This window comes from Streptomyces sp. RLB3-17, assembly GCF_007113425.2.
GTDB lineage: Bacteria > Actinomycetota > Actinomycetes > Streptomycetales > Streptomycetaceae > Streptomyces > Streptomyces mirabilis_D.
This window is the reverse complement of record NZ_CP041610.2, coordinates 6,717,992-6,738,278: the sequence shown is the minus strand read 5'-3', so window position 1 is coordinate 6,738,278 and position 20,287 is coordinate 6,717,992. Positions and strand designations below refer to the sequence as shown.

The 20,287-nt window shown below is 71.0% G+C and carries 22 protein-coding genes; 4 read left to right on the top strand and 18 right to left on the bottom strand.

Features of this window, described 5'->3' with window-relative positions; genetic code table 11:
• Window positions 1–27: 27 nt before the first annotated feature.
• From FNV62_RS30665 to tsaB, 4 genes are read right to left on the bottom strand one after another with little or no spacing between them, the layout of a single operon-like run.
• A complete protein-coding gene (locus tag FNV62_RS30665) occupies window positions 28–279 on the bottom strand; it encodes a hypothetical protein (protein WP_097285884.1) in 252 nt (83 codons plus the stop codon).
• Entirely contained in the window at window positions 276–1,403 is a 1,128-nt protein-coding gene (gene tsaD / locus FNV62_RS30660; protein ID WP_097285883.1) for a tRNA (adenosine(37)-N6)-threonylcarbamoyltransferase complex transferase subunit TsaD, read from the bottom strand. Before tsaD ends, FNV62_RS30665 begins: the two co-directional genes overlap by 4 nt.
• Window positions 1,396–1,902: a ribosomal protein S18-alanine N-acetyltransferase gene (rimI, locus tag FNV62_RS30655; protein WP_060895788.1), complete on the bottom strand. Its 507-nt coding sequence runs from the start codon at window positions 1,900–1,902 to the stop codon at window positions 1,396–1,398. Before rimI ends, tsaD begins: the two co-directional genes overlap by 8 nt.
• 17 nt (window positions 1,903–1,919) lie before the next feature.
• Window positions 1,920–2,582 (bottom strand): tRNA (adenosine(37)-N6)-threonylcarbamoyltransferase complex dimerization subunit type 1 TsaB, encoded by a 663-nt coding sequence (gene tsaB / locus FNV62_RS30650; protein WP_097285882.1) that lies wholly within the window; start codon window positions 2,580–2,582, stop codon window positions 1,920–1,922.
• 122 nt (window positions 2,583–2,704) lie between these two features.
• On the opposite strand from tsaB, the gene FNV62_RS30645 reads away from it, so the two are divergent.
• The gene (locus FNV62_RS30645; RefSeq protein ID WP_097285881.1) at window positions 2,705–3,256 is read left to right on the top strand and encodes a hypothetical protein; all 552 of its coding nucleotides are present in this window, start codon (window positions 2,705–2,707) and stop codon (window positions 3,254–3,256) included.
• Between the two features lie 439 nt (window positions 3,257–3,695).
• Here the strand turns inward: FNV62_RS30645 and tsaE are convergent, their stop codons facing one another.
• The 12 genes from tsaE to FNV62_RS30585 form a co-directional block, all read right to left on the bottom strand.
• Window positions 3,696–4,229, bottom strand: coding sequence for a tRNA (adenosine(37)-N6)-threonylcarbamoyltransferase complex ATPase subunit type 1 TsaE (gene tsaE / locus FNV62_RS30640; protein WP_060895783.1), 534 nt, complete (start codon window positions 4,227–4,229; stop codon window positions 3,696–3,698).
• On the bottom strand, window positions 4,195–5,433 hold the full coding sequence (locus FNV62_RS30635) for an alpha/beta fold hydrolase (protein ID WP_097285880.1): 1,239 nt from the start codon (window positions 5,431–5,433) through the stop codon (window positions 4,195–4,197). Before FNV62_RS30635 ends, tsaE begins: the two co-directional genes overlap by 35 nt.
• A 158-nt stretch (window positions 5,434–5,591) precedes the next feature.
• A complete protein-coding gene (gene alr / locus FNV62_RS30630; RefSeq protein ID WP_097285879.1) occupies window positions 5,592–6,746 on the bottom strand; it encodes an alanine racemase in 1,155 nt (384 codons plus the stop codon).
• A gap of 46 nt (window positions 6,747–6,792) precedes the next feature.
• Window positions 6,793–7,671: a L,D-transpeptidase family protein gene (locus FNV62_RS30625; RefSeq protein ID WP_143602641.1), complete on the bottom strand. Its 879-nt coding sequence runs from the start codon at window positions 7,669–7,671 to the stop codon at window positions 6,793–6,795.
• 414 nt (window positions 7,672–8,085) lie between these two features.
• On the bottom strand, window positions 8,086–9,525 hold the full coding sequence (locus tag FNV62_RS30620) for an NAD(P)H-hydrate dehydratase (RefSeq protein WP_097285877.1): 1,440 nt from the start codon (window positions 9,523–9,525) through the stop codon (window positions 8,086–8,088).
• 68 nt (window positions 9,526–9,593) lie between these two features.
• Complete coding sequence (locus tag FNV62_RS30615) at window positions 9,594–9,965, bottom strand: holo-ACP synthase (protein ID WP_060895278.1); 372 nt, start codon at window positions 9,963–9,965, stop codon at window positions 9,594–9,596.
• A 64-nt stretch (window positions 9,966–10,029) separates the two neighbouring features.
• Entirely contained in the window at window positions 10,030–11,277 is a 1,248-nt protein-coding gene (locus FNV62_RS30610; protein ID WP_143627824.1) for a CU044_5270 family protein, read from the bottom strand.
• Complete coding sequence (locus tag FNV62_RS30605; protein ID WP_143602638.1) at window positions 11,274–11,948, bottom strand: RNA polymerase sigma factor; 675 nt, start codon at window positions 11,946–11,948, stop codon at window positions 11,274–11,276. Before FNV62_RS30605 ends, FNV62_RS30610 begins: the two co-directional genes overlap by 4 nt.
• 204 nt (window positions 11,949–12,152) lie before the next feature.
• Window positions 12,153–12,644, bottom strand: coding sequence for a peptidylprolyl isomerase (locus FNV62_RS30600; protein WP_060895263.1), 492 nt, complete (start codon window positions 12,642–12,644; stop codon window positions 12,153–12,155).
• Window positions 12,645–12,802: 158 nt separating this feature from the next.
• Window positions 12,803–13,000: a hypothetical protein gene (locus FNV62_RS30595; RefSeq protein WP_144315702.1), complete on the bottom strand. Its 198-nt coding sequence runs from the start codon at window positions 12,998–13,000 to the stop codon at window positions 12,803–12,805.
• A gap of 81 nt (window positions 13,001–13,081) precedes the next feature.
• Complete coding sequence (locus tag FNV62_RS30590; protein ID WP_143602634.1) at window positions 13,082–13,774, bottom strand: DUF4232 domain-containing protein; 693 nt, start codon at window positions 13,772–13,774, stop codon at window positions 13,082–13,084.
• A gap of 227 nt (window positions 13,775–14,001) precedes the next feature.
• Window positions 14,002–14,415 (bottom strand): ATP-binding protein, encoded by a 414-nt coding sequence (locus FNV62_RS30585; protein WP_143602633.1) that lies wholly within the window; start codon window positions 14,413–14,415, stop codon window positions 14,002–14,004.
• A gap of 210 nt (window positions 14,416–14,625) precedes the next feature.
• Between FNV62_RS30585 and FNV62_RS30580 the strand changes: the two genes are divergently transcribed.
• Both FNV62_RS30580 and FNV62_RS30575 read left to right on the top strand, forming a co-directional pair.
• Window positions 14,626–15,462, top strand: coding sequence for a helix-turn-helix domain-containing protein (locus FNV62_RS30580; protein ID WP_143605579.1), 837 nt, complete (start codon window positions 14,626–14,628; stop codon window positions 15,460–15,462).
• 8 nt (window positions 15,463–15,470) lie between these two features.
• Window positions 15,471–15,683: a DUF397 domain-containing protein gene (locus FNV62_RS30575; protein ID WP_097289139.1), complete on the top strand. Its 213-nt coding sequence runs from the start codon at window positions 15,471–15,473 to the stop codon at window positions 15,681–15,683.
• On the opposite strand, the gene glmS is transcribed toward FNV62_RS30575, so the two are convergent.
• Complete coding sequence (gene glmS / locus FNV62_RS30570; protein ID WP_097285871.1) at window positions 15,644–17,491, bottom strand: glutamine--fructose-6-phosphate transaminase (isomerizing); 1,848 nt, start codon at window positions 17,489–17,491, stop codon at window positions 15,644–15,646. The two genes, FNV62_RS30575 and glmS, sit on opposite strands and share 40 nt — an antisense overlap.
• Window positions 17,492–17,700: 209 nt before the next feature.
• Between glmS and coaA the strand changes: the two genes are divergently transcribed.
• On the top strand, window positions 17,701–18,669 hold the full coding sequence (gene coaA, locus FNV62_RS30565; RefSeq protein ID WP_060895269.1) for a type I pantothenate kinase: 969 nt from the start codon (window positions 17,701–17,703) through the stop codon (window positions 18,667–18,669).
• A gap of 135 nt (window positions 18,670–18,804) precedes the next feature.
• On the opposite strand, the gene glmM is transcribed toward coaA, so the two are convergent.
• Window positions 18,805–20,163: a phosphoglucosamine mutase gene (glmM, locus tag FNV62_RS30560; RefSeq protein WP_060895270.1), complete on the bottom strand. Its 1,359-nt coding sequence runs from the start codon at window positions 20,161–20,163 to the stop codon at window positions 18,805–18,807.
• Window positions 20,164–20,287: the final 124 nt, after the last annotated feature.

Here is a 20,287-nt window from a genome sequence, read left to right as displayed (position 1 = left end):
CGTGAAGCCCGGCCGGAGACGAAGGCCTCAGGAGACCGACTCGAACCGCCACCGATGGACCGCCCGGGTCACCAACTCCCCGCCCGGCTCGGGGAGTTCGGGCAAGTCCGCGTCGTAGGGCGCATCCCACCAGGTGATGACGAGCACCCGGTCCTGCGGCGCGCGCAGGATCTCCCGCCGCAGCGGCTCGCTCGCCAGCTCCTGCCCCCGCACCCAGGCGAGCAGTTCCTCGCCCCGTCCGGGGACGGCCCGCGCCTCCCACATCAGCGCGACGCTCACGAGTACAGGTTCTCCTTGGAGACCTCGTGCACGTGATCATGATCGTGGCCGGATCCGTGGTCGTGGCCGTGCTCATGTGAACGGCCGGGCACGTGCGGGTCCGTCACCGGCAGCGAGGAGTCGGCCGACAGGTCCCAGTCGGAGGCGGCCCGGTTGCGGGAGACCATCTCCGCGCCCAGCGCGGCCACCATCGCCCCGTTGTCCGTGCACAGCTTCGGCCGCGGCACCCGCAGCCGGATCCCCGCGGCCTCGCAGCGCTCCTGCGCGAGCGCCCGCAGCCGTGAGTTCGCGGCCACGCCGCCGCCGATCATCAGGTGGTCGACGCCCTGGTCCTTGCAGGCCCGTACGGCCTTGCGGGTCAGCACGTCGACGACCGCCTCCTGGAAGGAGGCCGACACGTCACGCACCGGCACCTCCTCGCCCGCCGCCCGCTTGGCCTCGATCCAGCGGGCCACGGACGTCTTCAGGCCGGAGAAGGAGAAGTCGTACGCCGGGTCGCGCGGCCCGGTGAGCCCGCGCGGGAAGGCGATCGCGGAGGGGTCGCCCTCCTTCGCATACCGGTCGATGACCGGACCGCCGGGGAAGCCGAGGTTGAGCACGCGCGCGATCTTGTCGAAGGCCTCGCCCGCGGCGTCGTCGATGGTCGCGCCCATGGGCCGTACGTCGGAGGTGATGTCGGTCGAGAGCAGCAGGGACGAGTGGCCGCCCGACACGAGCAGGGCCATCGTCGGCTCCGGCAGCGGGCCGTGCTCCAGCTGGTCCACGCAGATGTGGGAGGCGAGGTGGTTGACGCCGTACAGGGGCTTGCCCAGCGCGTAGGCGTACGCCTTCGCCGCCGACACCCCGACGAGCAGCGCGCCGGCCAGCCCGGGCCCCGCGGTGACGGCGATGCCGTCCAGGTCCCTGGCGCTCACCCCCGCGTCCTTGAGCGCCCGGTCGATGGTCGGCACCATCGCCTCCAGGTGCGCGCGGGAGGCGACCTCGGGCACGACGCCGCCGAAACGGGCGTGCTCGTCGACGCTGGACGCGACGGCGTCCGCGAGCAGCGTGTTGCCGCGGACGATGCCGACGCCGGTCTCGTCGCAGGAGGTCTCGATACCCAGGACCAGCGGTTCGTCAGCCATTGCTCTCTGTTCCTTGTACGCCGTTTACGGAGGGTGAACCCGGGGCGGAGCCGCTGTCGGACGCGGTGCGCATCCGCATGACCAGGGCGTCGACGTTGCCCGGCTGGTAGTAGCCGCGACGGAAGCCGATGGGCTCGAAGCCGAAGCGCTCGTACAGCTTCTGCGCGCGGACGTTGTCCACCCGGCACTCGAGCATGACCTCGGCGCACTCGAACGCGGTCGCGGCCCGCAGCAGCTCGGTCAGCAGCCGGGCGCCGAGGCCGGTGCCCCACTGATCACGTCGTACGGCGATGGTCTGTACGTCGCCCAGGTCACCGGAGGCGGCCAGCCCGGCGTATCCGACGAGTCGGCCGCTCTCGGTCGCCACCACGTACCGGCGCGTCGCCCCGGGCCCGCGGGCGTGGGCCAGCTCGGACCAGAACATCCCCCGCGACCAGGCGTCCTCGGGGAAGAGGTCCTTCTCCAGCTCCAGTACGGGATCGATGTCCCACCAGCGCATCTCGCGCAGCTCGGCGGTCACTTCGGGGTGACCACCTTGTAGTTCTTGGGCACCTGGGCGTCCGGGCGGCGCAGGTAGAGCGGCCGGGGCGCCTCGAGCTCCTCGCCCGCGGCGAGTTTCTCCGCCGCCAAGGACGCGAGCGCGCCCGCGGAGACGTGCTCGGGAGCACGGGCGTCCGGGAAGGTGTCGGGATAGAGCAGCGCACCCGCACCCACGGCGGGCAGACCGGCGACCGTCCCGGCGATGTCGGCGGGCCGGTCGACGGCGGGCTCGGAGGCACGCGTACGGGGGTCGTCGTACAGCGCCCAGTACACCTCCTTGCGCCGGGCGTCCGTCGCGACGACGAACGGGCCCTCTACGCCGGTACCGTCGGCGGCGTACGCGAGCCCGTCGAGGGTGCACAGGCCGTGCACGGGCACGCCGAGCACGAGGCCGAAGGTGTCGGCGGTCATGAGGCCGACGCGCAGCCCCGTGTACGGGCCGGGGCCTACGCCCACGACGATGCCGGTGACGGCGTCCAGCTTGAGGCCTGCCTCGGCGAGCACCCGGTCGACGGCCGGCAGCAGCAGCTCTCCGTGCCGGCGCGCGTCCACCTGGCTCGACGAGGCGATGACGGACGTGCCGTCGTGCAGGGCGACGGTCACGGCGGGGGTGGCGGTATCCAGAGCGAGCAAGAGCACGCAAACAGCCTACGGCGCCCGAGCGGGACGCACGGCCGCCCCGGTCTGCGGGGCGGCGGCTGCTACCGTCACCACAAAGGACGTAATGGACACGAACGCGGTACGAGAGGCGGGTACACAAGGTGGCTAGGAGCAGCTCGGGATTCGTGGCCGGGCTCACCGCGGCGGCTGTCGCGGTGGTCGGCTTCCTCGCCTACCAGGCGTCCGCGAACGTGCCCGACACCCTGGGCAAGCCCCTCGCGGGCGCGTCCAAGGTCCCCACCACGAAGGCACCCCGGGACAAGAAGAACCCGGTGGCGCTGCCGACCGCCTCGGGCAGCGGTGAGCGGGTCGTCTACTCGGTCGACGACGACCGCGTGTGGCTGGTCGCCGCGAACAACAGGACCGAGCGCACCTTCAAGGTCACCCCCGGCACGGTGGACCCGGGAGTCGGCACCTACGCCGTCACCTCCCGGTCCAAGGCTGTCACCGGATCGGACGGCGCCCAGATCGAGCACGTCGTCCGCTTCACCGTCGTCGACGGCGTGGCGATCGGCTTCAGCTCCGCCATAGACGGCTCCACGGGTTCCCCCGACTCCACCAAGAAACTCGGCGGTATCCGGGAGACCCGCAAGAACGGCACCGCGATGTGGAACTTCGCGACGGTCGGCGTGAAGGTGGTCGTCATCCGCTAGTCGGCGGACCTGTGCGGAGGCGCGCCCTCAGGGGCGCGGGGCTGCGTACATCAGCGGCTCCGCCGCGGGGCGCGACCCGCCCCCACCCACCCGCAGACGAAGTACCGCCCTCCAGCGGAGCGCTCACGCAGCTTTGCGCGGCCGCGCCTCCGCACGCGGCGCCTCCGGCATCGGCGCCCGAGGCGGCCTGGACACCGCGTCGGCCGCCGCACACGACGCCAAAAGGTCCCGCATCGACACCCCACCGCACGGCTGCTTCACCGGCGCGTCACGTTCCGAAGCCGACATGGACGCCTCCTGGGGATTCGGGGGCAAGCGTGGTTAGGTAGACCTAACTACGGACTGAGGTCCATGTGACCACGGCCGGGACACCGAACGCAACATCTTGCCGACGACTTGTCGGAACCTTCACGTCCCCCGGAACCCTCACCCAGGGTGATCAAGCCGCGAGCACGCTCAGATCGGTCGTCGCCCAGCGCTCCCCGAGCCCGGTGAGCGTGACGTGCCGTACCTCGTCCGTGGTGTCACCGACGGCCCGGTGGATGACGACGGTGAGCCGGTCGTCGGTGAGCTCCTCGACCTTGCCCTCGCCCCACTCCACGACGATCACCGAGTCGGAGAGCGACACGTCGAGGTCGAGGTCCTCCATCTCGTCGAGGCCGCCGCCCAGCCGGTACGCGTCCACGTGCACGAGCGGCGGACCGTCGCCGAGGGAGGGGTGCACACGGGCGATGACGAACGTCGGCGAGGTGACCGCGCCCCGTACGCCGAGCCCCTCGCCGAGGCCACGGGTCAGCGTCGTCTTGCCCGCGCCGAGCTCCCCGTTCAGCATCACGAGATCGCCCGCGCGCAGCAGCTTGGCCAGGTGAAGGCCCAACTCCCGCATCTGTTCTGGCGAGTTGACGGTGATCCGGACGTTCACGCCCTCGGCGGCGGTCTCAGCCGGGTTGTGCGCTGCTGCTGGTGCTTCCATAGCCACCCACGGTAGCCCCTGCCGGGACGGCGCCCGCGCGCATCAGAAGGTCGGCGAGACGGTCTATGACCACCTCGGGGTGCTCCAGCATGACCAGATGCCCGGCGTCCGGGACGAGCACCAGCTCGGCGTCCGGCAGCAGGTCCGCGATCGCCTCGCTGTGCTCACTCGGTGTCACCATGTCGCCGACCCCGGCCAGCACCAGCACCGGCAGTTCGGCGAAGTACGCGAGGGCCTCGGTCTTGTCGTGCGCGGTGAACGCCGGGTAGAACTCCGCGACGACGTCGATCGGAGTGCCCTCGATCATCCGTTCGGCGAACCGCACGATGGCCGGGTCGACGTCCCGGGACGCGAACGAGTACCGCTTGATGATCCCCGCGAACAGGTCGGCCGTGGCCCGCCGCCCCCGCTCCACCAGGGCGGCCTGCTGACCGAGCGCCTTCAGCACACCGGGCAGCACCCGGCGCACCGCGTTGACGCCCGCGACGGGCAGCCCGAAGTTGACCTCGCCGAGCCGCCCCGACGACGTACCGACGAGCGCGACGGCGACGACCCGCTCGCGGACGAGGTCCGGATACCGGTCGGCCAGCGCCATGACGGTCATCCCGCCCATGGAGTGCCCCACCAGCACGATCGGCCCCTCCGGCACGGCCGCGTCGATGACGGCCTTCAGGTCCTGGCCGAGCTGGTCGATGGAGACGGGCGTGCCGTCCTTCGTCTGCGCGACCCCGCGCCCGGAGCGGCCGTGACTGCGCTGGTCCCAGTGCACCATGCGCACCACCCCGCGCAGCGCGGCCCGCTGGAAGTGCCAGGAGTCCTGGTTGAGGCAGTACCCGTGGCTGAAGACGACGGTGACGGGGGCCGGGGCCTTGCGCCCAAAGAGCCGGCGCCGGCGTGGGGTGAACGTCACATCCTGCTCGATGTCGTCCACCTCGTAGTACAGCTCGGTGCCGTCGTCGGCGTACGCCTTGCCCGGCGTGCCGCGCAGCGAGCCGTACGGGCCCGTGGAGTCGAGCGCGAGGCGGGCCTTGTTGCGCATACCGCGGCCCACCGTCAGCCGCTCTATGGCGACTCCGGCGGCGGCGCCCGCGGCGACCACGCCTATGGCGACGCCGGCGATACCGGCCTTGCGCCAGTTCCCGGCGGCGGAGGCGACGGCCGCCGCGGCGACGTCCGTGACGGCCTCCGCGCTGCTCTCGCTCACGTACCGCTCCTCTTCGCCGGGGTGTCGTTCACTTCAGAAGGTCGTGCTGGGGGTGGTGCCGGTCGTGCTGAGGGTGGTGCCGGAGGTACCGCTGATGGTGCAACTATGTCCTGTTGCCCTGTTGTCCTCCGAGGGGCACCCCCCGTACTCCTTGCGGGTTACCCGCCTTGTTCCTTATTCACGTATACGCGCGGCACTCGGGTTCCGATCCGGGTGACGATTTCGTACGCGATCGTCCCCGCCGCCCGCGCCCAGTCCTCGGCGGTCGGCTCGCCCCGGTCGCCCGGACCGAACAGGATCGCCTCCGAACCGGGCACCGGCTCGTCCCCGCCCAGGTCGACCACGAACTGGTCCATCGCGACCCGCCCCGCCACCGTCCGCCACTTGCCGCCCACCAGCACCGGTCCGGTGCCGGAGGCGTGGCGCGGCACGCCGTCCGCGTAGCCGACGGGGACGAGGCCGAGGGTGGTGGCACCCGCGGTGACGTAGTGATGCCCGTAACTGACCCCGTGGCCCCCCGGTACGTGCTTCACCAGCGCGAGGGACGCGCTCAGCGTCATCACCGGGCGCAGCCCGAAGTCGGCCGGGGTGCCGATCTCGGGGCTGGGCGAGACGCCGTAGACCGCGATCCCCGTCCGTACGAGGTCGAAGTGGCTCTCGGGGAGGGTCAGCGTGGCCGGCGAGTTGGCGATGTGCCGCACCTCGGGGCGCACGCCCCGCTCCTCGGCGTACGTCACCATCTCGCGGAAACGGTCCAGTTGGGCACGGATGGAGGGATGCCCGGGTTCGTCGGCGCAGGCGAAGTGCGACCACAGACCGGTGATGTCGATCAGCCCGCGTTCCTCGGCGCCCAGCGCCTCGCGCACGAGTTCGGCCCAGTCGGCGGGCTGGCAGCCGCCGCGCCCGAGCCCGGTGTCGGCCTTGAGCTGGACCCGCGCGGCCGTCCCGGCCGCCTCGGCCGCCGCGGTGACCTCCCGCAGGGCCCACATCCCGCTCACCGACACGTCGAGGTCGGCCTCGATGGCCTCCCGCCACGGCCCGCCCGGCGTCCACAGCCAGCACATGATCCGGCTGTCGGTCAGGCCGGCCGCGCGCAGCGCGAGGGCCTCCTCGGGGGTGGCGGTGCCGAGCCAGGTGGCGCCCGCCTCCAGCGCCGCGCGGGCGCACGGGACCGCGCCGTGGCCGTACGCGTCGGACTTGACCACGGCCATCAAGGCCGCGGACGGCGCGTGGGCGCGCAGGGTCCGCACGTTGGCCCGCAGGGCGGCCAGGTCGATCTCTGCGCGGGCGCGCAGGGGTGCTGTGTCGTTCATCGCGCCCCCAGTGTCTCAGAGGGGCCCGAGAGCCCCCGGAGGACGGTCAGGTGCCGGCCCTGCGGCCCCACGCGTACACCCGGTCGTTCGTCTTGGTGACGTTCCACAGGGAGCGGGCGTCGGCGAGGCGCAGATTGACACAGCCGTACGAGCCGTTCGGGTCGTAGACGCTGCCGTAGATGGCGTGGAAGGCCTCTCCGCCGCTGAAGAACTGGCTGTACGGCATCGGGGTGTTGTACAGGGTCGACCAGTGGTTCTTGTGCTTCCAGAAGATCTTGAACCAGCCGGTCCTGGTCCGGTACCCGGCCCGCCCGCTGCGCATCGGCACCGGTCCCCACAGCACCTTCTTCCCCTTCTGCACCCAGGTGAGCTGCCGGGTCAGGTCCACACACGCCACGCGGTACGACCGCACGGGGCACTTCCCGGCCGCGTTCGGGTTCTTCTTCGCGGACAGCAGCCGCATCCAGCCCCAGGTGGCGGGGCCGGCGAAGCCCGTGTTCGGCTTGATCCCCTGCTTCTTCTGGAACGCCCGGATGGCGGCGCAGTCGCCCTTCGACTGCTTCCCGTCGACCTTCAGCTTCAGCCACCGCTCGACCTGCCGCTGGTACGGCCCGGTCAGCTTGGTGCACGTCACGGACTTGCCCGCGACGGCCTCGCTGAGGGGGACGTACTCGATGAGCGCGTCCGTCTGCGCGGGGGCGTCCCTCGGCTCGACGGCGTCCTCCTTCGCGCTCGGTGTGTACACCTTGGGCGGCAGCATCTGGTCCGGCGTGTCCACCTGCCACGGTTGCTGGGGCCCCGGCGGCACGCCGGGCACCAGCTCGCTTCCCGGCCCGGGCGCCGGGGGCCCGGCCTCCGCCGCCGCCCCCTCCACCGGCATCACCACCAGCAGCGCGAAGAGCACCCCCGCGCTCCCGCATCTCATTCGTCTGCTCATCATCATGCGACCAGCGATACGCAACCCCGGGGCGAGCGGGGGTGCGCCGCGCGGACGGGGTCCCCCGTAATGGGCAACGCAGCGCCCCCCTAAGGGGCGCGAGGAACTGCGCGACAAACCCCCACCACCCGCGGACAAAGAACCCACCCGGGGGGGCTGGGGCGAAGCCCCACCCCAGGGGCGCGAGGAACTGCGCGACAAGCCCCCACCACCCGCGGACAAAGAACCCACCCGGGGGGGGCTGGGGCGAAGCTCCGCCCTAGGGGCGCGGGGAACTGCGCGCCCAGCCCCCACCGCCCGCGGACAAAGAACCCACCGGGGGGCTGGGGCGAAGCCCCGCCCTAGGGGCGCGGGGAACTGCGCGCCCAGCCCCCACCGCCCCGCAGCCAAAGAACGGCGCACTCAGCGGAGCGCGTCGCGGACGTCCCGCCAGGCCTCCGGAATCGCCGCCGCGACATCATGCGCCCCCAAGGGCGCCCCGTCCGCCGCGAGCCTCCCCGCCAGCCCGTGCAGATACGCGCCCACACTCCCCGCGTCCAACGCCGACAACCCGGCCGCGAGCAACGACCCCGCAAGCCCCGACAGCACGTCCCCGCTCCCGGCCGTGGCCAGCCACGCCGTCCCCGTCGGATTCACCCGCACCGCACCGCCCGCCGGATCGGCGACCAGCGTCGTCGACCCCTTCAGCAGCACGGTCGCCCCGTACCGAAGCGCCAACTCCCGCGCCGACGCCAGTCGAGCCCCCTCCACCGACTCCCGCGAGACCCCGAGCAACGCCGCCGCCTCCCCGGCGTGCGGAGTCATCAGCGTGGGCGCGGTACGGGCCCGTACGGCGGACCGGTCCGCGAGCCGCAGCCCGTCCGCGTCCACCAGCACCGGCACATCCGCCCCGAGCACCTGCGCCACCGCCGAAGCGTCGTCCCCGACCCCGGGCCCCACCACCCACGCCTGGACCCGCCCGGCCCGTGCGGGCCCCTGGTCCGACACGAGCGTCTCGGGAAAGCGGGAGATCACGGCATCCGCCGCGGGCCCGACGTACCGCACCGCCCCCGCCCCACCCCGCAACGCCCCGGACACGGCGAGCACGGCGGCCCCGGGATACCGCGCGGACCCGGCCGCGATCCCGACGACCCCACGCCGGTACTTGTCGCTCTCGGCCCCCGGCACCGGCAGCCGCGCCGCCACGTCCATGTGCTGAAGGGCCTCCAGCTCGGCCTCCTCGGGCAGTTCGAGCCCGATGTCGACGAGGCGTACCGAACCGGCGTACTCACGCCCCGGGTCGATGAGCAGCCCGGGCTTGTGCGTCCCGAAGGTCACCGTCAGATCGGCGCGGACGGCGGTACCCAGGACCTCTCCCGTGTCGGCCTCGATCCCGCTCGGCAGGTCCACGGCGACCACGGCCGCCCGGGAGTCCGCCGCGTACGCGGCCAGCGGCACCGCCTCGGGCCGCAGGCCGCCCTTGCCCCCGATGCCGACGATCCCGTCCACGACGAGGTCGGCCCGCAGGATCAACTCCTCGGCGGCGCCGGACCCGGCCACCGTGCCCCCGGCCCGCCGCAGCGCGGCCAGGCCCGCTCCATGCGTCCGTTCGGGCACGAGCAGCACGGCGGTGACCCCCGCCCCCCGCCGCGCCAGCCGGGCCCCGGCGTAGAGCGCATCGCCCCCGTTGTCCCCGCTGCCCACGAGCAGCACGATCCGGCTGCCGTACACCCGTCCCAGCAAGTCCGCGCAGGCAGCGGCCAGTCCGGCCGCGGCGCGCTGCATCAGCGCACCCTCCGCAAGCCGCGCCATCAGCTCACGCTCCGCCGCCCTGACCGTCTCCACGCTGTACGCAGTACGCATGGGTCGAGTCTCCCGTACGCGGGCTCACCGCGCCGCCCCGGCCGCGGGACGTCGGCCCCTCCCCCGCCCTACCCCTCGGCCACCACCACGGCCGAGGCCACCCCCGCGTCATGGCTCAGCGACACATGCCACGAACGGACGCCCAGTTCGGCCGCGCGCGCCGCCACCGTCCCCGTCACCCGCAGCCGCGGCCGGCCGCTGTCCTCGACGTAGACCTCCGCGTCCGTCCAGTGCATGCCGGCCGGGGCGCCCAGCGCCTTGGCGACCGCCTCCTTCGCGGCGAAGCGCGCGGCCAGGGACGCGATGCCGCGGCGCTCCCCGTTCGGCAGGTGCAACTCCTGATCCAGGAAGAGCCGATGGGCCAGCCCCGGCGTACGCTCCAGCGCCGCCAGGAACCGGTCGATCTCGGCCACGTCGATACCGACCCCGATGATGCTCATGCCCAGCACCCTATGGGCCGGACGGCCGCCGACGTGCCGACCTCTCGGCGTTGATTGCGCGAGCTCAGTGGCCGGCGTTCTTCGGCACGGTGATCTGGTGCTCACCCCAGCTCATCCGCGTCGTCGCCTCGTAGTTCACCGTCGTACCCGCCTCGAGACCCGCCTCCCGGGCCCTGGCCGACGGTTCGACCAGCACGGTCTGCTCGCAGAGCATCGCGCCGGTGGACGGGTCCACGACCAGCCGCTGCTGCACGCTCCCCAGCGGCGTCCGCGCCGTGCCGGGGAACGCGACACCGACGCCCTCACGCCCCAGAGGATCGGTGACACGCCCCAGCCCCCGGACGCCGGGCAGGTCCGCGATCACCCGATACGCGGCCGCCCGTACGGCGGGCTTCACCGGCATCGTGATGAGGTCGGCCGCCTGGCGCAGCACATAGGCCGTGCGCCCGCCGCCGGTCTCGGCACCGCTGCTGTCCTCCCCGTACAGCTTCTCCAGCTGACGGCGCAACTCCCCACTGCTGGAGGGAAGTTCGCGCAGATCCTGGTACGAGACGTTCCGCGGGCCGAGGGCGTAGATCTTGTCGCCGGCGTCCGTCCGCATGACCATCGGTCGCCCGGTTCCGATCCTGTACCCCAGCGTGCCCTGTCCGGCCGCGGTCGAGGCCTCGGCCTGCACCGTGGCGGGCGAGCCCGCGGCCCGCCAGCGCGCCTGGTCCGCCTCGGTGCGGGGCGCGGTCACGTCGTCCAGACCGGAGACCATCAGGCTCCGGGTTCCCGGACGCACACCCACCGACCACTCCCCCCTCGACGTGGTGCGCACGGCGAAGAGCTGTCCCTTCGCACCGACGACGTTCACGTCCTGCGAGCGCGTGGTGGTCTGCCAGTACGTTCCCTCGGCCGCCGGTGTCTCCGCCTTCTTCGCCACGCTGAGCAGTTCGAGGCGGCCGTCGACCTGGACGTCGGCGCGACCGTCCGACGCCGCCGACCCCGGCGTGGCGGCCGAGGACTGCGGGCGTGCGCTCGTGCGCACGCCTGAAGGATCCTGCCCGTCGAGCGTGCTCACGACCACCACCGACGCCGCGACGGCCGCGACAGCCACGACGGTCCCGAGCGGCCGGATCCCGACCCAGAGGCGCCGCGGTTCCTGGGAGCGTGCCGCGCCGCTGTCCGTCGCTCCGGCCAGGATGCGTGCCAGGTCGTCGTGCTGCCGCGGGGAGTCGGCCAGCCGGGCCGGGTCGAGTTCGTCGGGCCGGGCGTCCGCGAGCACCCTCAGGACATCGGGCCGCCCGGACCGTGCGTGGGTGTTCTTCATGTGAGTGCTCCTTTGCGATCGGTGCTGCGGTGCGGGGCCCGAGCCGGCGGCACTTGCGTGGCCGGCGCGTGTGCGGGTGACGCTTGCGTGGGCGGCACCCGTGCTGGGGGCGCTTGCGTGGGCGGCACCCGTGCGGGCGGCGCTTGTGCGGGGGCTACGGACGCCGTTTCCGCCGGGGACACCGCCTCCAGGGCTTTCTCCAGACGGCGGCGGGCCCGGTGCAGCCGGACGGTCAGCGTCGCGATGGTGCAGCCCAGGACCCGTGCCGCCTGCTTGGGGCTCAGCCCGTGCCAGGCGATCAGGGTCAGCAGCTCCCGGTCGGCGTCGGACAGACTCGCCAGGGCCTGCAACGCGGCTTCCCGGTCGGTCACGTCCGCCGCGACGTCACCGACGTCGCCCCGGGCACCGCTGCCGATGCGCTGCGCCTCCTCGGCGGCGAGGGCGTACTGGCGGCTGTCCCGGCGGCGCAGTTCGCGCACCAGGTTGCGGGCCACTCCCAGCAGCCAGGGCAGTGCGGGTTGCGGAATGTCCCGTACGCGCCGCCAGGCGACGGTGAACGTCTCGCTCGTGATGTCCTCGCCCACCTGTCGACCCACCAGACTCGTGGCATAGGCGAGGACGCGCGGATAGCACTCCTCGTAGACATCCCTGAAGCGTTGGGCATGTGTCACACGCCATCCCCTCGTATCGGCTCTCTCACCAAGCAATGCGTGTGACGGCCCACTTCTTACAGGGCGAGCCGAAATTCATGCGGTGTGGTCCGCGTCACGCCGAGGAGAGGCGAGGGTGCCCCATACGGATCGAGCGGGAACGGCCGCAGCCGTTCCCGCTCGATCTCTGTGCCGTACGGCCGGACGAGTCCCGGCCCGGATCTCTCAGACGGTGCCGGAGTCCGAGATGACGATCTTCTTGGACGTGGCGCCGGAACGGCTGCCGAGCTTCTCGACGGCCTTGACGACGTCCATGCCCTCGACGACCTCACCGAAGACGACGTGCTTGCCGTCGAGCCAGTCGGTGACGATCGTGGTGATGAAGAACTGCGAGCCGTTGGTGTTCCGGCCGGCGTTGGCCATGCTCAGCAGACCCGGCTTGGTGTGCTTGAGCTTGAAGTTCTCGTCCGGGAACTTCGCACCGTAGATGCTCTTGCCGCCGGTGCCGTCCTCGTTGGTGAAGTCACCGCCCTGCAGCATGAAGTCCGGGATGACACGGTGGAACGGCGAGCCCTTGTAGCCGAAACCGTTCTGACCGGTGGCCAGCTCACGGAAGTTGCGGGCCGTCTCCGGGACCACGTCGTCGTACAGCTTGAACTCGATCCGGCCGAGCGGCTCCCCGTCCGCGGACACCTCGAAGAAGACGTTCTGTCCCATGGCACTGCTCCTCTGGTATTCGAAAGGTCGTGTCCGAGAATAAGAGGGCACCGGCCCACGGGTCGCAGCGGGAACCCCCACAGCGGGACAAACGGCCTAACGCCACCATCGGGACGAGCCTCCTCGCCGACGCCGGCGCCTGTCCGACGGGCCAGGCCCTAGTCGCCGTCACTGCTGGACCGATTCGCACTCCGTCGCCCGTTGCTCTTCACGGCGGCGCGCACCAGCTGCCCCACGACGAGCGTCACCGCCGCCACGCCCCGGACCCAGCGGGGCCCGCCTCGCGACGCCCACACCACACACACGCACCCACCGATGACAAGCACCAGGAGACCGGCCAGCACCAGAACGCCCATGTTCCCCACCCTGCATTCGCATATCCGTACGGTGCGGGTGATCCTCTCAGGAGGGAGGGCCCCCGCGGGATGTCACTGGGCTCACTTGCCTGAGCCGACGTGGTAGCCGATGGGGTCGACGTAGACGTCGGGAGCGTCGCCGCTGGGGGCGGCGATGGTGATGGCCAGGTCGTTGAGGTTCACGATCTCCGAGACCTTCTCGTTGGGCGGGGTGACGGAGAGCCGGGTGTAGGTCTTGGCGGAGCCGCTGGTGCTCGGGATGTAGCGCAGCAGGAAGCGGGTTTCCTCGCCGGGCCCGATGCTGACAGTGGACCCCGAGGCGTCGGTGCGGGCGGCGTCGGGCCCGGTGTCGCCCAGACCGTCGGGGCCCACGAGTTGGACGCCCGGGAAGCCGTGCATGCTGCACTTGCCGGAACCGGTGTTCTTCAGGTTGACGACTATCTGGTCCTTGACCCCCGCGGCGGAGGCACTGAGGGCGAGATGGTCGGTCTTGCACATGGAGCCCGACGTCGCGGACCGGTTCTGGGCGGTCAGCCCACTGCCCTTGCTGGAGCCGGTGGAGGAACCGGACGAGGAGGAACCGGACGTGGAGGAACCTGCGGTCGAGGTCGAGTTCTGACCGCCGGTGGAGCTGCTCGCGGCGCTGGACGCGTTGGTGGGTGACGCGCTGGTGTTGGCGGAGGCGCTCGATCCGTCGCTGCTGCCGCACGCGGTCAGCGAGAGGCCGGCAGCGGCGACGACGAGGGCGAGAGCGGACATCTTCTTGACGCGCATCGGAACTCCTGGGAAGCGGTGTCGTCGTGCTCGCTCCGGCTGAGCGGGCTTCGTTGCTTCAGAGGAGACCCGCCGCCGGGCGGGCGTTGCGACAGGCGTCGCATCAAGACGCCCCTGTGACAGGCGAGTCGACGCGCCGTTACGGGAAGCGGAGGAAGCGGGACAGGAGCCAGGTCACGTGCCAACTGCCCAACCGCCCAACCGCCACGGCAAACACCGTTGCAGTATCAGGCCGCCGCCAGCTCGCACCACACGTACTTGCCGCGCTGTCCGTTCCTGGCGAGCGGCTGCCAGCCCCACAGATCGGCGCAGGCCCGTACGAGGGCGAGGCCGCGGCCCTCCTCCGCGTCGGCGACCCGGTCCCACGGCAGGGAAGGCTCCGGGGGCTGCGGGTCCGCGTCCCAGGCGCCGATGCGCAGGACCCCGGCCCGCCACTGCACCCGTAGCGCCGCCTGGCCCTTCGTATGCCGTACGGCGTTGGAGACCAGCTCGGCCGCGACCAGCTCGGCGACGTCGGCGAGGCGGATCAGTCCGTGCAGGGTGAGGATCAGGCGGACGGTACGGCGACTGACGGTGACGGCACGGAGGTCGTGGGGGATGTACATCATGTACTCCCAGGGCTCGGCGACGGTTTCGGGCATGGGTGAACTCCGTTCGAGGGGTGGGGGGTTGGGGATACGCGGCGGTTCCGGGCGGTGGCATTGACGCAGCCGTCATGGCAGGACGGAGCGGTGCGCTTCCGGTGCCCCGGGGTGTCGCAGTGTGTGCGTCGCGTCACCCACCGTAGGGATAACCTGTCATCCCGAGCAAGCCGATCGCGTAATCTGCCCCCGAACGAGGAGGAGCAACTGATGGTCCTGAGGCGCGAACCAACGGCACGTCAGATGCGCTTGGGGATCGAGTTGCGCAGGCTCCGCGAGGCGGCAGGGCTCACCGCCGTCGAAGCGGCGGCGTTGCTCGGTACCGGTCGCGTCCAGATCAGCCACATCGAATCCGGACTCACGGGCGTGAGCGAACAGCGACTCCGCCGCCTGACATCCCACTACGCCTGTTCGGACGAGGAGTTCATCGAGGCGCTGGTCGCCATGGCCACGGACCGGACACACGGCTGGTGGGAGGAGTACCGGGGCCTGCTGCCCACGTCATTCCTGGACCTGTCCGAGTTGGAGCACCACGCCCAGTTTCAACGCCACGTGGCCATCCTGTACGTGCCTGGCCTGCTACAGACGGAGGACTACGCCCGTGCCGTCTTCTCATCTCGGCTGCCCGAACTCACCCAAGAAGAGGTCGAGTTGCGCATTCGGCACCGAATGGCACGCCAGGAGATCACCCTTCCGTACGAAGTAGTGCTCCATGAGGCGGCACTTCGGATCAGGGTCAGTGACCGCGCCACCTCGAAGGCTCAACTCAACCGGCTCCTGGAGCTTTCCGAAGCGGACCACATCGCCTTGCGCGTCATCCCCTTCGACGTGGACGACTTCGCCAAAGCCTCGAGCACGATGACGTATGTGGGCGGCCCCCTGACCAAGCTGGACACAGTGGTGCGTGACGCGCCCCACGGCTCAGTCCTCATCGATTCCGAGGCTCAGCTCAACACTTACCGAACGAGCTTCCGTAGAGTGGAGGCCGCTTCACTCGAACCCGAACTGTCGCGCGAGTTCATCCACAAGCTGACGAAAGAGCTGTGAGGCACCCCATGGACAACTGGCGAAAGTCGTCCTATTCAGGCGAGGGCGACGGCAACGAGTGCGTGGAAATCGCGAACTCACCCACCCACATAGCCATCCGCGACTCCAAGGCCCCGGCCAGGGCCACCCTCACCTTCCCGACCGGAGCCTTCGTCAGCTTCATCGGCGCCCTAAAAACAACTCACTCCACCGTCACCGACTTCGCCAGGTTCCGAGGCTGATCCACCTCGTTCCCCCGCGCCGTCGCCAGTTCACACGCGAACACCTGCAACGGCACTGTCGCGACAAGCGGCTGAAGCAGCGTCGGCGTGGCCGGAATCCGGATCAGGTGGTCGGCGTAAGGCACCACCGCCTCATCCCCCTCCTCCGCGATCACGATCGTGCGCGCACCCCTCGCCCGGATCTCCTGGATGTTGGACACGATCTTGTCGTACAGAACCGAGCGCCCGCGCGGGGACGGCACGACGACCACGACCGGCAGATCGTCCTCGATCAACGCGATCGGCCCGTGCTTCAGCTCCCCCGCCGCGAAGCCCTCGGCGTGCATGTAGGCGAGTTCCTTGAGCTTGAGGGCACCTTCCAGGGCGACCGGATAACCGACGTGCCGCCCCAGGAACAGCACGGTCTTCTTGTCGGCGAGCGATCGTGCGAGCTCCCGTACCGGCTCCATGGTCTCCAGGACCCGTTCCACCTCGCCGGAGATCTGGGACAGGTCCCGGATGACGGCCTGGATCTCGTCGCCCCACTTGGTGCCGCGGACCTGGCCCAGGTACAGCGCAACGAGATAACAGGCGACCAGCTGCGTGAGGAAGGCCTTGGTGGACGCGACGGCGACCTCAGGACCCGCGTGCGTGTACAGCACCGCGTCCGACTCGCGCGGGATCGTCGAACCGTTCGTGTTGCAGATCGCCAGCACCTTGGAGCCCTGTTCGCGGGCGTGCCGCAGCGCCATCAGCGTGTCCATGGTCTCGCCGGACTGGGAGATGGCGATCACCAGCGACCGCGTACCGAGAATCGGATCCCGGTACCGGAACTCGCTCGCGAGCTCCACCTCGCACGGGATCCGCGTCCAGTGCTCGATGGCGTACTTGGCGATCAGCCCGGCGTGGAAGGCGGTCCCGCAGGCCACGATGACGACCTTGTCGACCTCGCGCAGCTCGTGAACCGGGATCCGCACCTCGTCGAGCGTCAGTGAACCCGCCGCGTCGATCCGGCCCAGGAGCGTATCGGCGACCGCCTTGGGCTGCTCGGCGATCTCCTTGAGCATGAAGTAGTCATAACCCCCCTTTTCCGCCGCCGACGCGTCCCAGTCGATGTGGTACTTGCGCACGTCCGCCGGACGGCCGTCGAAACCGGTCACCGTCACGCCGTCCCGGCGCAGCTCCACCACCTGGTCCTGACCCAGCTCGATCGCCGACCGCGTGTGGGCGATGAACGCGGCGACATCCGAGGCGAGAAAGGCCTCGCCCTCTCCCACGCCCACCACGAGCGGCGAGTTCCGCCGCGCCCCCACCACCACGTCCGGATCGTCCGCATGCACCGCGACCAGCGTGAACGCACCCTCCAGGCGGCGGCACACCAGCCGCATCGCCTCCGCCAGGTCGTCGCACGCCGAGAACTCCTCGGCGATCAGGTGTGCGACCACCTCGGTGTCGGTCTCGGAGGCCAGCTCGTGCCCGCGCTCGGCCAACTCGGCACGCAGCAGCGCGAAGTTCTCGATGATCCCGTTGTGCACGACGGCGACGCGCCCGGCGTTGTCGAGATGCGGATGGGCGTTCGCGTCCGTGGGCCCTCCATGCGTGGCCCAGCGCGTGTGCCCGATCCCCGTCGACCCGGTCGGCAGCGGCCGGCCGACCAGCTCCTTCTCCAGGTTGACCAGCTTCCCGGCCTTCTTCGCGGCGGCGAGGCCCCCGTCCGCCAACACGGCGACGCCCGCCGAGTCGTACCCCCGGTACTCCAGCCGCTTCAGCCCGGCCATCACCACATCAAGCGCCGACTGCGACCCCACGTATCCCACGATTCCGCACATGCGCCGCAGCCTAAGCGCCAACAGCCTCCCGAACCCGGCACTCCGTGCCCGAATTCGGAAATTCCAGCCACCTTTTGGTGGGTCCCCCGGCCCCCTGGACGCCTCTGGACGCTCCGCGTGACCCCGAGCAGCCGACTACGTGACCCACCCCACCCCCCACCCAGTCCACACTCCCGTAACAATGGACTGTGATCTCTCCGGTCTCCCCGATGCCCCGGAGCGCCCACCGGCACAGGCCGGAGGCGACTCCCTACGTCGACCTCACCCGAGCCGAGTGGAGCGTGCTGCGTGAAAAGACGCCGCTGCCACTGACCGCCGAGGAGGTCGAGAAGCTGCGCGGTCTGGGCGATGTCATCGACCTCGACGAGGTGCGGGACATCTATCTGCCGCTGTCCAGACTGCTCAATCTGTACGTCGGCGCCACGGACGGGCTCAGGGGCGCGCTGAACACCTTCCTCGGCGAGAAGGGCTCCCAGTCCGGCACCCCGTTCGTCATAGGGGTGGCCGGGTCGGTCGCCGTCGGCAAGTCCACCGTCGCGCGCCTGCTGCAGGCCCTGCTCTCCCGCTGGCCCGAACACCCACGCGTCGAACTGGTGACCACGGATGGTTTCCTGCTCCCCACCAAGGAGCTGGAGGCACGCGGTCTGATGTCGAGGAAAGGTTTCCCCGAGTCGTACGACCGTCGCGCCCTCACCCGGTTCGTCGCCGACATCAAGGCGGGGAAGGACGAGGTCACGGCCCCCGTCTACTCGCACCTGATCTACGACATCGTCCCCGACCGGCGGCTCACCGTCCGCCGTCCGGACATCCTCATCGTCGAGGGCCTGAACGTCCTGCAGCCCGCCCTCCCCGGCAAGGACGGCCGCACCCGCGTCGGCCTCGCGGACTACTTCGACTTCAGCGTGTACGTCGACGCCCGCGCCGAGGACATCGAGCGCTGGTACCTCAACCGGTTCAAGAAGCTCCGCCAGACCGCCTTCCAGAAGCCCGACTCCTACTTCCGCAGGTACACCCAGGTCTCCGAGGAGGAGGCGCTCGACTACGCGCGCACGACCTGGCGCACCATCAACAAGCCCAACCTGCTGGAGAACGTGGCTCCCACCCGGGGCCGCGCCACCCTCGTCGTGCGCAAGGGCCCGGACCACAAGGTGCAGCGCCTGAGCCTGCGCAAGCTGTAGCCGCGAGGCCTGGGGGCTCCACCGAGCAGCTGCTGTTCAACCTGCTGGGCATCGTCCGGCCGGTACGTTCACGCTGGTCGTCCAGAAGTGGCTCTGGGCCCAGCAGCGTGAACGTACCGCCAGAACGGGTCGGTTCTAGCCCAGCGCCGACTTCACCGCGTCCGCGAGCCGCCCCGCCACCGACCGCGCGTGGTCGATGTCGGCGGCCTCGACCATGACCCGGACGAGCGGCTCGGTGCCGGAGGGGCGCAGCAGCACCCGGCCGGTGGAGCCGAGTTCCCGCTCGGCCTCGGTGACCGCGGCCGCCAGTTCGGCGGAGCTGTTCACCCGCGAGCGGTCGACGTCGGGGACGTTGATGAGGACCTGCGGCAGCCGCTCCATGACGGACGCGAGGTCCTGGAGCGTACGGCCGGTCTGGGCGATCCGGGCCGCCAGCAGCAGGCCGGTCAGCGTGCCGTCGCCGGTGGTGGCGTGGTCGAGGATGATCACGTGCCCGGACTGCTCGCCGCCGAGCGCGTAGTTGTGCTCCTTCATCTCCTCCAGGACATAGCGGTCGCCGACCGCGGTCTGGATGAGGGAGACACCTTCGCGCTCCATGGCGAGCTTGAAGCCCAGGTTGGACATGACCGTCGCGACAACAGTGTCGGAGCGCAGTGCGGAACGCTCCCGCATCGCCAGCGCGAGTACGGCCAGGATCTGGTCGCCGTCCACCTCGGCACCCGTGTGGTCCACGGCGAGGCAGCGGTCGGCGTCGCCGTCGTGCGCGATGCCGAGGTCGGCCCCGTGCTCGACGACGGCGGCCTTCAGGAGGTCGAGGTGGGTGGAGCCGCAGCCGTCGTTGATGTTCAGGCCGTCGGGCGAGGCGCCGATCGTGATGATCTCGGCACCGGCCTGCGTGAAGGCCTCGGGAGACACCCGGGCGGCGGCGCCGTGCGCCTCGTCGAGGACGACCTTCAGGCCGTCGAGGCGGTTCGGGAGCACGCCGAGGAGGTGGGCGACGTACTGGTCGAGCCCCTCGTCGTACGCGCGCACGCGCCCGACGCCGGCGCCGGTGGGCCGGTCCCAGGGCGCACCGGTGCGGTGCTCCTCGTAGACGCCCTCGATCCTGTCCTCCAGCTCGTCGGCGAGCTTGTGGCCGCCGCGGGCGAAGAACTTGATGCCGTTGTCGGGCATGGCGTTGTGGCTGGCCGAGAGCATCACGCCGAGGTCGGCGCCCAGCGCGCCGGTGAGGTACGCCACCGCGGGGGTGGGCAGCACACCGACGAGCAGGACGTCCACACCTGCGCTGGCCAGGCCCGCGACCACGGCGGCTTCCAGGAACTCCCCGGACGCACGTGGGTCCCGCCCGACCACTGCCACCGGCCGGTGGCCCTCGAACGTACCCGCCTCGGCCAGCACATGTGCCGCCGCCACGGAGAGACCGAGCGCCAGCTCGGCCGTCAGATCCGCGTTGGCGACACCGCGCACGCCGTCCGTGCCGAAGAGTCGTCCCACTGGTGTCCTCCTGATGAAGCTCAGTTTTCGGAAGTCATCCGATCATGCAAGCCTTTGAGCGCCTTGTGCCGTTATACGCCCTGGGCTGTGATAAACGAACGCCCCAGCGGCACACAGCGTGCCG